13 protein-coding genes and 3 tRNA genes are annotated in these 15,603 nt (G+C 37.9%); 14 read left to right on the top strand and 2 right to left on the bottom strand.

Annotated features, from left to right (window positions below):
- Positions 1-19: 19 nt before the first annotated feature.
- The 4 genes from lysS to JEOSCH030_RS03575 all read left to right on the top strand — a co-directional run bounded on the left by lysS (position 20) and on the right by JEOSCH030_RS03575 (position 1,931).
- Complete coding sequence (lysS, locus tag JEOSCH030_RS03590; protein WP_185125247.1) at positions 20-1,507, top strand: lysine--tRNA ligase; 1,488 nt, start codon at positions 20-22, stop codon at positions 1,505-1,507.
- A 152-nt stretch (positions 1,508-1,659) separates the two neighbouring features.
- A tRNA-Val gene (locus tag JEOSCH030_RS03585) sits at positions 1,660-1,735 on the top strand.
- A gap of 8 nt (positions 1,736-1,743) precedes the next feature.
- Positions 1,744-1,818: transfer RNA gene (locus JEOSCH030_RS03580), tRNA-Gly, on the top strand.
- A gap of 39 nt (positions 1,819-1,857) precedes the next feature.
- Positions 1,858-1,931 (top strand) — tRNA-Ile (locus JEOSCH030_RS03575).
- Between the two features lie 118 nt (positions 1,932-2,049).
- Here the strand turns inward: JEOSCH030_RS03575 and JEOSCH030_RS03570 are convergent.
- Positions 2,050-3,372 (bottom strand): MurT ligase domain-containing protein, encoded by a 1,323-nt coding sequence (locus JEOSCH030_RS03570; protein WP_185125246.1) that lies wholly within the window; start codon positions 3,370-3,372, stop codon positions 2,050-2,052.
- Between the two features lie 121 nt (positions 3,373-3,493).
- On the opposite strand from JEOSCH030_RS03570, the gene JEOSCH030_RS03565 reads away from it, so the two are divergent.
- Positions 3,494-4,303: a ZIP family metal transporter gene (locus JEOSCH030_RS03565; RefSeq protein WP_185125245.1), complete on the top strand. Its 810-nt coding sequence runs from the start codon at positions 3,494-3,496 to the stop codon at positions 4,301-4,303.
- Positions 4,304-4,343: 40 nt separating this feature from the next.
- Here JEOSCH030_RS03565 and JEOSCH030_RS03560 read toward each other — a convergent pair whose 3' ends face one another.
- Positions 4,344-5,555, bottom strand: coding sequence for a NupC/NupG family nucleoside CNT transporter (locus JEOSCH030_RS03560; protein ID WP_185125244.1), 1,212 nt, complete (start codon positions 5,553-5,555; stop codon positions 4,344-4,346).
- Between the two features lie 221 nt (positions 5,556-5,776).
- On the opposite strand from JEOSCH030_RS03560, the gene JEOSCH030_RS03555 reads away from it, so the two are divergent.
- The 9 genes from JEOSCH030_RS03555 to gltX all read left to right on the top strand — a co-directional run bounded on the left by JEOSCH030_RS03555 (position 5,777) and on the right by gltX (position 15,436).
- The gene (locus tag JEOSCH030_RS03555) at positions 5,777-6,244 is read left to right on the top strand and encodes a CtsR family transcriptional regulator (RefSeq protein ID WP_185125243.1); all 468 of its coding nucleotides are present in this window, start codon (positions 5,777-5,779) and stop codon (positions 6,242-6,244) included.
- Positions 6,245-6,248: 4 nt separating this feature from the next.
- Positions 6,249-6,764, top strand: coding sequence for a UvrB/UvrC motif-containing protein (locus tag JEOSCH030_RS03550; protein WP_185125242.1), 516 nt, complete (start codon positions 6,249-6,251; stop codon positions 6,762-6,764).
- Positions 6,757-7,770: a protein arginine kinase gene (locus JEOSCH030_RS03545; RefSeq protein WP_185125241.1), complete on the top strand. Its 1,014-nt coding sequence runs from the start codon at positions 6,757-6,759 to the stop codon at positions 7,768-7,770. The genes JEOSCH030_RS03550 and JEOSCH030_RS03545 overlap by 8 nt, the downstream gene beginning before the upstream one ends.
- A gap of 3 nt (positions 7,771-7,773) precedes the next feature.
- Complete coding sequence (locus JEOSCH030_RS03540) at positions 7,774-10,218, top strand: ATP-dependent Clp protease ATP-binding subunit (protein ID WP_185125240.1); 2,445 nt, start codon at positions 7,774-7,776, stop codon at positions 10,216-10,218.
- A 156-nt stretch (positions 10,219-10,374) separates the two neighbouring features.
- The gene (radA, locus tag JEOSCH030_RS03535; protein WP_185125239.1) at positions 10,375-11,754 is read left to right on the top strand and encodes a DNA repair protein RadA; all 1,380 of its coding nucleotides are present in this window, start codon (positions 10,375-10,377) and stop codon (positions 11,752-11,754) included.
- A 23-nt stretch (positions 11,755-11,777) separates the two neighbouring features.
- On the top strand, positions 11,778-12,827 hold the full coding sequence (locus tag JEOSCH030_RS03530; protein WP_185125238.1) for a PIN/TRAM domain-containing protein: 1,050 nt from the start codon (positions 11,778-11,780) through the stop codon (positions 12,825-12,827).
- Complete coding sequence (ispD, locus tag JEOSCH030_RS03525) at positions 12,828-13,502, top strand: 2-C-methyl-D-erythritol 4-phosphate cytidylyltransferase (protein ID WP_185125237.1); 675 nt, start codon at positions 12,828-12,830, stop codon at positions 13,500-13,502.
- Entirely contained in the window at positions 13,499-13,984 is a 486-nt protein-coding gene (gene ispF / locus JEOSCH030_RS03520) for a 2-C-methyl-D-erythritol 2,4-cyclodiphosphate synthase (protein ID WP_185125236.1), read from the top strand. Before ispD ends, ispF begins: the two co-directional genes overlap by 4 nt.
- On the top strand, positions 13,985-15,436 hold the full coding sequence (gltX, locus tag JEOSCH030_RS03515) for a glutamate--tRNA ligase (protein ID WP_185125235.1): 1,452 nt from the start codon (positions 13,985-13,987) through the stop codon (positions 15,434-15,436).
- Positions 15,437-15,603: the final 167 nt, after the last annotated feature.

Genomic DNA, 15,603 nt, shown 5'->3' with positions numbered 1-15,603 from the left:
AATTTAGGAGTGGAATATAGTGACAGAGGAACTTAATGATCAGATGGCGGTACGCCTTGAAAAAATGGAACATTTAAAAGAAAAAGGTTTAGACCCATTTGGTAAACGTTTTGAACGATTAGCAACAGCAGAAGAGCTGAAAAAAGAATGGGATCAATACACTAAAGAAGAATTAGCAGAAAAAGAAAATGAATCAATTACTGCGATTGCTGGAAGAATCATGACTAAACGTGGTAAAGGTAAGGCCGGTTTTGCGCATATTCAAGATATCTCTGGCCAAATTCAAATTTATGTAAGAAAAGATCAAATTGGTGAAGAGGCTTTTGAGCTTTGGAATCAAGCAGACTTAGGTGATTTTGTTGGGGTTAAAGGACCAATGTTTAAAACAAACACTGGAGAATTATCTGTTAAACCTAGCGAATTTACCTTATTAACAAAGTCTCTTCGTCCTTTACCTGATAAATATCACGGCTTAAAAGACATTGAAGAACGATATCGTAAACGATATTTAGATTTGATTACAAGTCAAGATTCAAAAGAGACATTTATTAAACGTAGTCGTATTATTCAAGAAATGCGTAATTATTTAGATAGCATTGGTTTCTTAGAAGTAGAAACACCAATGTTGCATTCTATAGCAGGTGGAGCCCAAGCGAGACCTTTTATCACGCATCATAATGCATTAGACAGAGAATTGTACTTACGTATAGCTTTAGAGTTGCATTTAAAACGTCTCATTATCGGTGGAATTGAAAAAGTGTATGAAATTGGACGTGTGTTCAGAAATGAGGGTGTTTCTACGCGTCACAATCCTGAGTTTACGATGATGGAACTGTATGAAGCTTATGCAGACTATGAGGATATCATGAAGCTCACTGAAGAGATGGTTGCTTATATCGCTGAAAAAGTGAATGGCACAACTAAAATAGTTTATGATGGTGAAGAAATAGATCTTGCACCAGCCTGGAAACGAGTGCACATGGTAGATATCGTAAATGAATACACCGGTGTCAATTTCTATGACATTGAAACGACAGAAGAGGCAAGAGAAGCTGCTAAAGAACATGGTGTTGAAATAAACGATAACATGGAGTATGGACATATTCTTAATGAATTCTTTGAACAAAAAGTTGAAGAAGAACTTGTTCAACCGACTTTTGTTTTCGGACATCCTGTTGAAATTTCACCACTTGCTAAGAAAAATGATAAAGACCCTAGATTTACGGATCGTTTTGAATTATTTATTGTTCGCCGTGAACACGCCAATGCTTTTACTGAGTTAAATGACCCTGTTGATCAAAGACAACGCTTTGAATCACAGATGAAGGAGCGCGAACAAGGTAACGATGAAGCACATGAAATGGATGAAGATTATTTAGAAGCTATGGAATATGGTTTGCCACCAACAGGTGGTTTAGGAATCGGGATTGACCGTCTGGTTATGCTGCTTACAGATTCAGCATCAATCCGCGACATTCTCCTCTTCCCAACTATGAGAGATAGATAAGTGATTTGAAAATATGAAAGTCAGATTATAAAGTCTGACTTTCTTTTTTTATCTCTTAAATTTTTGTGAGATAATTATTAATTATATGTTAAAAATATATTGACAGTCGTCAATAAAATCTGTAAAATAAATTCTAGTTTGATTTTGCTCTTGGAGAATTAGCTCAGCTGGGAGAGCATCTGCCTTACAAGCAGAGGGTCGGCGGTTCGAGCCCGTCATTCTCCACCATTTATGATGCGGAAGTAGTTCAGTGATAGAACATCACCTTGCCAAGGTGGGGGTCGCGGGTTTGAATCCCGTCTTCCGCTCCATTATTTTTTTGTTTTATTAATATTATATATCAGATTTAAGGGCCTATAGCTCAGCTGGTTAGAGCGCACGCCTGATAAGCGTGAGGTCGGTGGTTCGAGTCCACTTAGGCCCACTCCAAATGACAATCACTACAATGTTATCCAAGCGGACAACTGGCGTAGTGATTTTTTTAATAAAGTAACACCTCAAAAGTATCTTTTATTTTTGAGGTGTCTTTGTATTTATGATGTTTATTTTAAATGGCCTTTATCGGTTAAGGCTTTACGAATTTCAAGCATAGCAGTATAAGTGGCTAGCATATGAACTTGAGTTGTAGGCGCGTTTTCGATTGCTCTTACAGCGTCTTCTAAAGAGTGAGTGCGCTCTATAGAATCAGACTCAAAGCCTGCCTTAACAAGACGCTCAGTCATGGTATCAACTGCAATACCCCCTGTAATAATGTGCTTGATATCACAAGACGTTAATGACTCAAAGTTAGTATCATTTAACCAAGCCAGATCAACACCATCGGCTGGACGGTTATTGAGCAGTGCGACTAAAGTGAAAGGCTCTTTTTCAAGTTTGACTAAGTTGAGCACTTGATCGAGACCTACTGGATTTTTGACGACATTTAAAATGATTTTCTTGTCATTGGCAACAATGACTTCCTGGCGACCAAAGACACGTTCACTTGTGGAGAATGCATCTCTAATTGAATCGACCTCTACATCGAACAAGCGACCTACACTATAGGCTGCGAGTGCATTATAAATATTGTAGACTCCAGCATTGTGAATGGTAAAGTTCTGATTGTCTATAGAGAAAGTCGAATGTGTAACATCTAATTCATCGACCTTTGTCACTTTATAATCAAGAGTAGGTCGTTTAGCACCACATGAAGGACAGTAATAGTCTCCTAGGTTAGCGTATGTTTGTGACTTGTATTCTAAGCTATGGCCGCAAACTGAGCAGTGACTAGTTGAGTTGTCTGCATCAACTTTGTCTACACCGACTTCAAAACCGAAAAACTTTTGCGGGTTCTTCATCTCTACTGAATTGAACAATGGTAAGTCTCCATTTGCGAGAACCGTCGCATCTGGAACAGTATCTGCCGCATCTGTTAATAGTTTATAGATGTTGTCAATAGAGCCGTAACGGTCGAGTTGATCTGCAAAGATGTTAGTATGTACAAATAATTTCGGTTGTAATTCTTCCACTACGTTCTTTAAGGATCCTTCGTCTACTTCTAAGACTGCTACCGCATTCTTAGTCACTCTAGGTGCATTTAAGAAGGCACCGACTATACCTTGTTTCATATTAGAACCTGCACGGTTAGTAATAATATTGTTATATTTTTTTGATAAGACATTTGTAGTTAAGGTTGTAGTTAAGGTTTTGCCGTTTGTCCCGGTTACAATAATAACCGTATAAGAGGCAGCTAAGTTTCTCAATAGATTTTTATCAAGTGTTAGAGCAACTTTACCTGGCAAGCTACTACCACCATTAGTGAATTTGGTTAAAAAGTATCCAACTAATTTTCCTGCGTTTTTAGCGATAGTTGATTTTATTGTCATTACTGTGTCTCCTTACTCTCTTAAACTCCTGGAAATCAATTATAACACTGAGTATTCTAAGGTACTATATTTTTATAAAAAGGGTTATAATATTATTTATTAAATGCTAAGGAGATTGTATATGTTAGATTTTTTAATGACTTTAGAACCTTGGCAACAGGCGCTTATAGCGACCTTGTTCACCTGGACTATGACTGGACTTGGTGCAGCGGTCGTCTTTTTAACTAGAGGAGTCAGTGAAAACTTCCTGAATATTACACTCGGCTTTGCTGGTGGGATTATGGTAGCAGCAAGCTTTTGGTCTTTATTATCACCAGCAATAGAAGCGAGTGCAGATAATCCTATTGGAGAGTGGTTTCCTGCTCTCATTGGATTTTTAGCAGGGGCACTTTTTATCTATTTATTCGATAAAATTATTCCTCACCGTCACCGTGGAGAAAAGGATGCAGAAGGTATTTCTATTGATTATTCTAGAAGAAGTACACTTTTAGTTACATCACTTACACTTCACAACATTCCTGAAGGTTTATCGATTGGTATTCTCTTTGGTGCAGCTGGTTTAAGTCGAGATCCCGTCATGTTGGCGAGTGCACTGACCTTGGCCGTTGGTATTGGTTTACAAAACATACCTGAAGGTACAGCGGTGTCTATGCCACTTAGGGCAGATGGGGCATCAAAACCTAGAGCTTTCTTTTGGGGTTGGATGTCAGCTATTGTAGAGCCGATTTCGGCTGTTATTGGTGTGCTCTTAATCGGTGCTATAGAACCACTCTTACCTTATGCGCTTGCAGCAGGTGCTGGGGCAATGATTTTCGTCGTAGTTGAAGAAGTTATTCCCTCTACCCAAAAGAATGGGCATTCAGATGCAGCAGTTTTTGCATTCTTGATTGGTTTTTCAGTCATGATGGTCTTAGATGTTGCTTTAGGTTAAAAAAATCCCGGTGGATATCCACCGGGATTTTGTCTTATTTTTAATAGAAGAAACCAACGATAACAGCACTAAGTATAGATACAAGTGTCGCACCATATACTAATTTAAGTCCAAATCTTGCAACTTTGTCACCACTTTCGCTGTGTAGACCTTTAACAGATCCAGCGATAATTCCGATAGAACCAAAGTTAGCAAATGAGATTAGGAATACTGATAACATTGCTTGAGTCTTGGCAGAAAGACCTTCAGCAACTTTTATGAATTCTAAGATTGCGACGAATTCGTTTGTGATTAGTTTAGTTGCCATTAAAGAACCAGCAGTTTGAGCTTCTGCCCAAGGAATCCCCATAAGGAAAGCTACTGGCATAAAGATGTAACCTAGAATGTCTTGGAAAGTCAGACTTGAACCAGGAATTAATAAGAACAACTGGTTAAGAAGACCAATCAAGGCAATAAATCCAATTAGCATTGCACCAACAACAAGAACGATTTTACCACCATCGATGATGTAGTCGCCAAGTACTTGGAAGAATGATTTCCCCTTTTCAGGATTTGTAGAAATTTCTACATCTCCGTCTTCAACAACTTCATCGTATGGATTAATAATATGAACGATGATATAAACACTGAATAAGTTCAAGACGATAGCGATGATAACATATTGCGGGTCTAACATAGTAAAGAATGCACCGACAATTGATAGAGAAATTGAACTCATTGCTTGAGCAGATAAAGTATATAAACGCTGAGTCGATAGCTTAGGTAACTGATTTTTTAGAGAAACGAAAACCTCAGATTGACCTAACATCATAGATGCCGCACCGTTATATGACTCAATGTAAGGCATGCCAGTCACTTTAGTTAAGACAAATCCGATGCCTTTAATAACAAATGGTAAGATTCTTGTGAACGATAAAATCCCAATAATTGCTGAAATGAAAATAATAGGAATTAAAACGTTAAATAGGAATACGTCTGCAGGTTCACCTTCTGCATTTGTTAACAGGTCACCAAAGACAAAGGTCGCACCTTCTCTAGCGAAACCGAGTAAATGATCGAAACCATTAGCCAAAGCTAAGATAGCTGTTTGTCCACCCGTGGTGTTTAGGAATAAAAACGTCACTACAAATTGTAAAATGATGAGTAGAATAATATTCTTCCAGTGTTTGAATGCAATTTTTTTGTTGCTACTTGCAATCCAAGCTAGGAAGACGGTGAATAGTATACCAACTATTCCCATAACAATGCTCATTTTGAAAGCCTCCAATAATTTAATATTAATATGTATTGATCCCTGAAAATGATTGCACTTGTAAATTATATACTAAATGGCACATTTCTGCGATACCTAGTCATTATACTGCAATCGTTTACATTAATAAAGCGTTTTTTAGTTTTTTTAATCAATTCATTTGCTAATCAGTGGCGCAGATTGTATACTTTAGTCAAAGTAGGTCAAGAAGGGGTGATGAAATGCGTAATATGTCGGATATTATAGAAAAATATTTAAAAGAAATGATTGAAAAATCCGGTAATGAGGTCGTTGAAATTAAACGTGCGCACATCGCTGAGAAATTTGATTGTGTACCTTCACAGTTAAACTATGTTATCAAAACTCGTTTTACTAACGAGCATGGATATGTAGTAGAAAGTAAGCGTGGTGGCGGTGGTTATATAAGAATTACCAAGGTAGAGACTCATTCAGAAACTGAGTATCTAGCACACTTACAGAGTTTAATTGGTGATAGTATTTCCCAGCTAAATGCCGGCCATTTGGTACAATCCATGTACGAAAATGAAGTAATTACTTACAGAGAAGCTCAAATTATAGATGCTGTTATGGAAAGAGAAGTTTTATCGATTGAATTACCATATAGAGACCGATTGAGAGCGAAAATTTTACGTCGAGTGATTACGGCGATACTCTACGCGAAGGAATGATGATATGAAGTGTGAGTTATGTAATGAGAGAGAAGCTCAAGTTCATATTACAGAAGGCTCAGGACCAACTGAAAAAGTGCGTTACTTATGTGAACAGTGCGCTGAGAAATCACTATATGCTAAAGAACAGAACAAAGATAATCCATTTGATATTCAAACACTTTTGAGTATGCTTGCTGCACATAATAGACAAGCTCAAAATGTCACTGTTGAAGTACCGGCCTGTCCATCATGCGGCTCCACAATTGAAAGTGTCGTTAATAATGGATTGTTTGGCTGTAGTTATTGCTATGAGTATTTCGGAGATCATGTACCAGAGATTGTCAGACGTGTTCAATTGAACCAACATCATCATGCTGGTAAGATTCCTGTACAAGCTGAAGATTCTTTACGTTTAAAACGCGATATTCAGTCTTTAGAAAAACTGTTAAGTGAAAAAATAGACACCCAAGCTTTCGAAGAAGCAGCGGTGATTAGAGACCGCATTCAGGCTTTGAAGGACGGTGGGCAGGATGAATAAAAAAACGAGTTCTTGGCTTCTTAATGCTAAAAATACAGAAATTGAGATGTCTTCTCGCATCAGATTAGCGCGTAATATAAAGGGTGTGCCCTTTACTCATATGCTAGAAGATGATGAAGATATCGAAGCTATATCAAAGCTTGTTGCTAAAAGTTTACCAGACTTAAAGTATCTTGATTTGTCTAAGTATAACCTAGAGGACAGAGCATTATTAGTAGAAAAACATCTGATTAGTCCAAGATTTGCAAAGTCTGGACAACATGTTTTGTTAAACTCTGACGAAAATCTGTCAATTATGGTTGGTGAAGAGGATCACTTACGTCTACAAGTGTTAAGTATGAATGACAGCCTTGAGACTTTATATGAGAAAGCAAGCGCAATAGATGATACATTAGAAAATAAGCTTGAATATGCTTTTGATGAACAATATGGTTATTTAACTGCTTGTCCGAGTAATGTTGGGACTGGACTTAGAGCGTCAGTGATGCTGCACTTACCTGCCTTAACAGCACTCAAACGTATTCAAGGCTTTCATCATAACTTAACTCGTTTTGGTTATACCTTAAGAGGGATTTATGGTGAAGGGTCTGAGCCACTTGGTTCAGTTTATCAACTATCAAATCAAGTAACTTTAGGCTTTAATGAAATAGATATTATAGATAACTTAAATGATTTGAAGAATCGCTTAGTCGAAGAAGAAAGAATCGCAAGAGAACACTTAAAAACTTTGGATACTTGTGATGCGGTTAACCGCTCATTTGGTATTTTACAATACGCGTATAAACTGAATTTAAAAGAGGCAGCTAGACATCTATCTAATGTGAAGTTAGGTATCGATATCGGTTATATTGATATCGATAATTTTAACTTTCAAGAATGGTTTCAATTGATTCAACCGGCTTTTATTAATGGTTATATGAATAACAAGAAAGATGAAAATCGGCCGATGATGACACATGAAAGTGCTAGAGCTAGCCTAACACGCGAATTATTAGGAGGGGAATAAGAGATGCTATTTGGAAAACTTACAGAGCGCGCACAAAAGGTGCTTGCTTATGCACAAGAAGAAGCCATCACTCTAAAAAACTCGAATATAGGCACAGAACATTTACTGCTAGGTCTTGTTAAAGAAAAAGAGGGCATAGCTGCTAAAGTGTTGGCATCGTTTAATATTGACGAACAACGTGTCAATGAAGAAGTGCACAATTTAATAACGATAGGCACAGAAAAAGCATCATCTATTCACTATACACCGCGTGCTAAAAAGGTCATTGAATTATCAATGGATGAAGCGCGTAAATTACACCATAATTTTGTAGGGACAGAACATCTACTACTCGGATTAATTAGAGAAAGTGAAGGTGTTGCAGCTAGGGTGCTCGCTAACCTTGACTTAAATATTACCAAGGCGAGAGCAGCAGTGATTAAGATGCTTGGAAACCCAGAATCTTTCCAATCACACGCTAGCGTTCAAAAAGATACCAATACGCCAACTCTAGACTCTTTAGCACGAGATTTAACACAGATGGCAAGAGAAGAACAATTAGATCCTGTAATTGGACGATCTAAAGAAATTACTCGTGTTATTGAAGTGCTTAGCCGCCGGACAAAAAATAATCCGGTCTTAATCGGTGAACCTGGTGTCGGTAAAACAGCGGTTGCTGAAGGGCTTGCACAATCAGTCGTCAATGCTGAAGTGCCAGAGAACTTAAAAAACAAAAGAGTCATGTCACTCGATATGGGAACAGTTGTTGCAGGAACAAAATATCGTGGTGAGTTTGAAGAAAGAATGAAAAAAGTAATGGATGAAATTCATAAAGCTGGCAATGTTGTGCTCTTTATCGATGAACTTCATACTTTAATTGGTGCTGGCGGTGCAGAAGGAGCAATTGATGCTTCTAATATTCTAAAACCTGCACTCGCTCGTGGTGAATTGCAGTGTATTGGTGCAACTACTTTAGATGAGTTCCGTAAGCATATTGAAAAAGATGCTGCCTTAGAGCGTCGTTTCCAACCAGTGATGGTAGATGAACCTAATGAAGAAGATGCAGTCTTAATACTAAAAGGTCTACGCGACCGCTACGAAGCGCATCATAGAATTACGATTACTGATGAAGCGCTTGATGCAGCTGTTCGTATGAGTAGTCGCTATATTCAGGATCGTTTCTTACCAGATAAAGCGATTGATTTAATCGACGAGGCATCATCTAAAGTGAGACTGCGTAGTTATTCAACTCCGCCAGATCTTAAAGATCTAGAGACACGCCTAGAAGCGGTGAAAAAAGAAAAAGACGCCGCTGTACAAAGTCAGGAGTTTGAGGCTGCTGCAAACTTTAGAGATCAACAGACTAAGATTGAAAAAGAAGTTAAAGATTGTCAGGAAAATTGGAAGAAAGAACAAGGACAATCCGCGCAATCAGTTACAGCTCAAGATATTGAATTAGTTGTAGCTGGTATGACAGGAATTCCGATTTCTAAAATTGCTGAAGATGAGTCGGACCGTCTCTTAAACTTAGAATCCATCCTGCATGAGAGAGTGATAGGTCAAGATACAGCAGTTAACTCTATCTCCAAGGCAGTCAGACGTGCCAGAGCTGGCTTGAAGGATCCTAAACGACCAATCGGTAGTTTTATCTTCTTAGGACCTACAGGTGTCGGTAAAACTGAATTAGCCAGAGCTTTAAGTGAGGCGATGTTTGGTGAAGATGACGCTATGATTAGAGTGGACATGTCCGAGTATATGGAAAAACATTCTGTCTCACGCCTAGTAGGCTCACCACCGGGATATGTGGGCTATGATGATGGTGGACAATTGACTGAAAAAGTACGTAGAAAACCATACTCACTCATTCTCTTTGATGAGATAGAAAAAGCACATCCAGATGTCTTTAATTTACTACTACAAGTGTTAGATGATGGAAGACTAACAGATTCTAATGGTCGTACGGTCGATTTCCGTAATACCATCATTGTTATGACTTCTAACGTTGGTGCTAGAGAGTTACAGGATCAGAGATTTGTTGGTTTTGGTGGTCAAGAATCAGAAAGCTATGAAAACATCAGAAGCACGATGATGAAAGAGCTTAAAAACACCTTCAGACCAGAATTCATCAACCGCATAGATGACATTATTGTCTTCCATAAGTTGGAGAAAGAACATCTTAAGGAAATTGTTAGCTTGATGATCGATACTCTAAGAACAAGATTGACTGATCAAAATATTCATATTGAAGTTACAGACCGTGCAACAGAACGTATTGTTGAAGAAGGTTATGACCCAGAATATGGTGCGAGACCACTGTCTAGAAGTATACAAAAGAATATTGAGGATACTTTAAGTGAAGCACTTCTATCTGGAGAAGACTTTAAAAATAAATTGGTTACTGTTGATTATGTTGATGACAAATTTGAAGTTCATACAGAAGATAAAGTAAACGAAGCAATCGAGCAATAAGAAGATTGTAGAATGGGCTTGGAAATCTTACGGGATTTCCAAGCCTGTTTATATTCTGAGTGGATAAGTAGCGAGTAAGAAAGGATTAATCTTTTAAAAGATTAAAATAAATAATACAATAGAATTAGAAATATAATGGGGAGAGTGTATACACGCATGGCAAAAGCTAAAGTAACCTTTGAGTGTATGGCGTGTGGTTATGAATCACCAAAATGGATGGGGAAGTGCCCGAACTGTGGTGCTTGGAATCAGCTTGAAGAAAAAATTGTTCATAAAGAATCAACAGCTGGAAGAGGCACACTAGGAAAAAATAAGGCAGATGAGCGTTCAAAAGCGTCTAAATTAAACAGTGTTAAAAAAGAAGTAACTCCGAGAACAACGACACGCTCTGGTGAATTTGACAGAGTCTTGGGTGGAGGAATAGTGAACGGCTCCTTGATTTTAATCGGTGGAGATCCTGGTATAGGGAAATCTACGATTCTTTTACAGACTGCTTTAATATTAGCTGAAAATCATAATGTACTCTATGTTTCTGGTGAAGAATCTTTAGAGCAAATCAAGATGAGAGCAGACCGTATTAGTAATAAGGCTTCAGATTTAACAGTCTTTTGTGAAACGAATCTTTTATACATTCATGAAGAAATTAAAAGATTGAAACCAGACTACCTTATTATAGACTCGATTCAGACTGTTTTTCATCCAGATGTCACTAGTGCACCAGGTTCAGTCGCGCAAGTCCGTGAGAGTACCCAGTCCATAATGAATATAGCTAAAGGTAATAATATTGCAACTTTCATTGTCGGTCACGTTACTAAAGATGGACAGATTGCTGGACCAAGATTGCTTGAACATATGGTGGATACTGTGCTTTATTTTGAAGGTGATCAACACCATACATATCGTATATTGAGAGCAGTAAAGAACAGATTTGGCTCAACGAATGAGATGGGTATTTTTGAAATGAAAGCGCAAGGTTTAGAAGAAGTGTTGAACCCTTCAGAAATATTTCTAGAGGAAAGATCGAAGAACACTCCAGGATCTGCAATTGTAGCCACCATAGAAGGTACTAGAGCGATGTTAGTAGAGGTGCAGTCATTAGTTACGCCGACCCATTTCCACAATCCTAGAAGGATGGCGACAGGTATAGACGCGAATCGTTTATCTCTCTTAATGGCTGTTTTAGAAAAGTCTGAGGGCTTTTTAATGCAACAGCATGATGCATATATTAAAGTTGCTGGTGGGGTTAAACTCGATGAACCTGCGGTCGATTTGAGCATTCTTATTAGTATTGCGTCTAGCTTTAAAGACATAGCTGTACGCGGTGATGATTGTTTTATCGGTGAAGTTGGACTGACTGGAGAAATTAGACGTGTCACTAAGATTGAACAGCGTTTACAAGAAGCACTTAAACTAGGCTTTAAACGTGCGATTGTTCCAGCGTCAAATCTACATGGAGTAGAAACCCCCGAAGGTATAGAAGTGATAGGAGTAAAAACTTTAAAACAAGCTTTAAAACATGCCCAATCACAAACATAAACATTTAGGAAGGAGGAAATCGAATGCTTAAATATCTATTGTATGCGGTGTATGCACTTATTGGTATTTCACTTGGTGCTTGGCTTTTTCCAGAGTTAATTACTCTATTACCATTTGAAGTTCCGAGGATGTTTAACAACATACTGGTCTACGGCCTGCTTGGTGTTATTTTATTTTACTTATTATTCGGCTGGACCCTAAAGCACGCATATAATTTTCTAAAGAAAAGCGAAGGTTACTTATTAAGTCGGAGTTTGACTGAAATCGTCTTTGCAACGCTTGGTATGGTTTTAGGTCTTGTGATTGCAGTATTAATTACTTTATTGATAAACACTTTAGAAATCCCACTGGTGGGAGAAATCATACCAATTGTCTCAGCTGTAATTTTTGGTTATTTAGGATTTATTATAGGCTTAAGAAAATTCAGTGAGGTGCTGGACTTTTTCCCTAAAAGTAAAAACGAACAAAAAGGAACAACATTTGCACAGAAAAAATTTGTGGATACAAGTGTCATCATTGATGGTAGAATCGTTGACATTGCAGAAACTGGCTTCTTAGAAGGAGAAATTATTATCCCACAATTTGTCTTAGATGAACTTCAGTTAATTGCGGATGCAACTGATCCTGTTAAAAGAGAAAAAGGGCAGCGTGGTTTAGATATGCTGAACAAGCTACAGGAGAAGAACCAAAATATCAGTATAGAGGCAGTTCCCTACGACAAACTTGATGTTGATCAACAACTCATTGATATTGCTAAAGAACAAAATGGCGCTATTCTTACAACCGATTATAATTTGAATAAAATATGCCAGTTGCATGACATCACTGTTCTAAACGTTAACGAGCTTTCTAATGCAATAAAAACAGTGGTGGTTCAAGGTGATGTCTTTGAGCTCTTTATCTCTAAAACAGGGAAAGAAGAGAATCAAGGTGTTGGATATCTAGAAGATGGTACTATGGTAGTTGTTGAAAATGGAGAGCAACTGATTAATCAAACTGTGAAGATTATAGTCACCAGCGTGCTTCAAACAAATTCAGGACGTATTGTCTTTGCGAAAAGAGAGAAGAAGTAGATGAAATACACTGTAATTATTCCAGCGGCGGGCCTCGGTGCACGTATGAATCTGGGTTATAATAAAGTACTGTTAAATATTTGTGATCAACCGGTAATCAAAAGAACAGTGCAGCAATTTGTAAAAGATCCGGACTGTCAGGCGATTCATCTTGCAGTAAGACAAGAAGAAGTAGAGAGTATGACTGAACTTTTTGAGGATGAAGAAAAGGTAGTTGGCATCCATGTCGGAGGTAAAGAAAGACAAGATAGCATATACAATGCACTAGTTAATGTTGAGGCAGAATATATCTTTGTCCATGATGGTGCAAGACCCTTAGTCGATCAAGCAATTATAGCGCGCCTAAAAGATAAGGTAGTCAACCACCCTGCGGTGATTTGTGGTGTAAAAACTAAAGATACTTTAAAAAGGGTAGCTAACAATGAAGTGACAGATACGCTAGACCGTGAAGAGATTATTTCAGTTCACACACCTCAAGCATTCAAAGGCGACTTATTAAAAAGAGCCTATGAGCATGCTAGGGCGCGTAATCTTACAGTTACTGATGATTCCATGATGGTCGAAGCTCTGGGACAGACTGTCTTTGTGACAGAATCGTCTTATGATAATATTAAATTGACGACAATTGAAGATGTTCGATTGGCAGAGATGATCCTTGGAGGGAAGACAGAATGATGAGAATTGGACATGGATACGATGTGCATGCCTTTGACCAATCCAGGCCTTTGATTATAGGGGGATTAGAAATTCCTCATGATCGAGGTTTGAAAGGTCATTCAGATGCAGATGTGTTACTTCACACAATTACAGATGCGATACTTGGTGCTTTGGCTCTCGGGGATATCGGTAAGTTTTTCCCAGATACTGATGCTAAGTATAAAGATGCAGATTCCAAATTACTTTTAAGTGAAGTAGTCGACATGATGCATTCCAAGGGATATGAGATTGGTAATATTGATGCGGTAGTATTAGCGGAAAGACCAAAGTTCCGTCCATATATCGACCAGATGAGAGAAAGTGTTGCGAGCCTTTTAAAAACAGACCTTGCAAATGTTAATATCAAAGCAACAACATCAGAAAAACTTGGCTTTATAGGTAGAGAAGAAGGCATCGCTAGTGAAGCGGTTGTGCTTCTTAACAAACAGGAGGTAAATTAAATGGAAAAAGTAAGAGTGAGATATGCACCGAGTCCAACAGGATTCTTACACATAGGTAATGCAAGAGCAGCCTTATTTAATTATTTATTTGCAAGACATTATGATGGAGACTTCATTATTAGAATCGAAGATACAGATAAAAATAGACATGTTGATGAAGGTGAATCTTCTCAATTAAACTACTTAAAATGGTTAGGTATTGACTGGGACGAGAGTGTTGACGTAGGTGGAGAGTACGGACCATACCGTCAATCAGAACGTGGACATATTTACGAACCTTATATTCAAAAACTCTTAGATGAGGACCTTGCTTATCGTTGCTACATGACATCTGAAGAATTGGAAGCTGAAAGAGAAGAACAATTAAAGAACGGTCAAACTCCGATGTATGGTGGTAAACACGCTCATCTTACTAAAGAAGAGGAAGAAGCCTTCAAAAAAGAAGGTAGAGAACCATCCATCAGACTCCGTGTACCGAAAGATAAAGTCTATAAGTTTGATGATATGGTAAAAGGTGAAGTATCTTTTGACTCTAATGGATTTGGAGACTGGGTCATCGTTAAAAAAGATGGTGTGCCTACTTATAACTTCGCTGTAGTTATCGATGACTATGAAATGAAAATTAGTCATGTCTTACGTGGTGATGACCACATTTCTAACACACCAAAACAAATGATGGTATATGATTTATTAGACTTACCATTACCAAAATTTGGTCACACTGCTTTAATCGTGAATGAAGAAAAGAAAAAGCTATCTAAGCGTGATGCTTCAATTATTCAGTTTATCGAACAATACGAAGAACTTGGTTACCTCCCAGACGCGATGTTTAACTTTATCGCACTACTAGGCTGGTCACCTGAAGGTGAAGAAGAAATTTTCACGAAACAAGAGCTTATTGAAAACTTTGATGAAAACAGATTATCTAAAGCATCAGCATTCTTTGATAATCAAAAATTAATGTGGATAAACAACCAGTATATGAAACGAAAAAATACTGAGGAAATTTTTGATATGTCACTACCATTCTTACAAAAAGCAGGTAGAATTTCTGAAAATCCAAGTGCAGATGAACTGGATTGGGCACGTAAATTAGTAGCACTGTATCAGCCGCAGATGAGTTATGCTGCTGAAATTACAGAGTTATCTGAGCAGTTCTTTAAGGATCACGTTGAGTTTGATGATGAAGGTAAAGAAATTTTAGCCGAAGACCACATCAAAGAATTGATGACCGCTTTATACGATCACTTCGAAGCCTTAGAAGATTTCTCACCAGAAGCGATAAAAGCAGAAATTAAAGCTGTTCAAAAAGCGACTGGTATTAAAGGGAAAGCCCTCTTCATGCCAATCAGAGTTGCAGTTACAGGTGAAACAAGAGGACCTGAATTGCCAAATGCTATTTCTCTAATTGGTAAGGAAACTGTTTTAGACAGAATTGCGCGTCTGAAGTAAGTTAACAACCTTGCGGGTGAGCGTGTTTAATCGTATAATGTATGTGTTGAAGTTTAGTATAGAGGGTTTTGGACATGTAGAGATTATCCGTTCGGTGAAAGGATAACAAGAAACCTTTTAGAATTGCCCTTTGACTTTATATTAATTGTATATTCTAAGCGATAAAT

Source organism: Jeotgalicoccus meleagridis, from assembly GCF_903994045.1.
GTDB classification, from domain to species: domain Bacteria; phylum Bacillota; class Bacilli; order Staphylococcales; family Salinicoccaceae; genus Jeotgalicoccus; species Jeotgalicoccus meleagridis.
The sequence above is the reverse complement of the archived record's forward strand: the minus strand, read 5'-3'. Positions and strand labels throughout refer to the sequence as shown.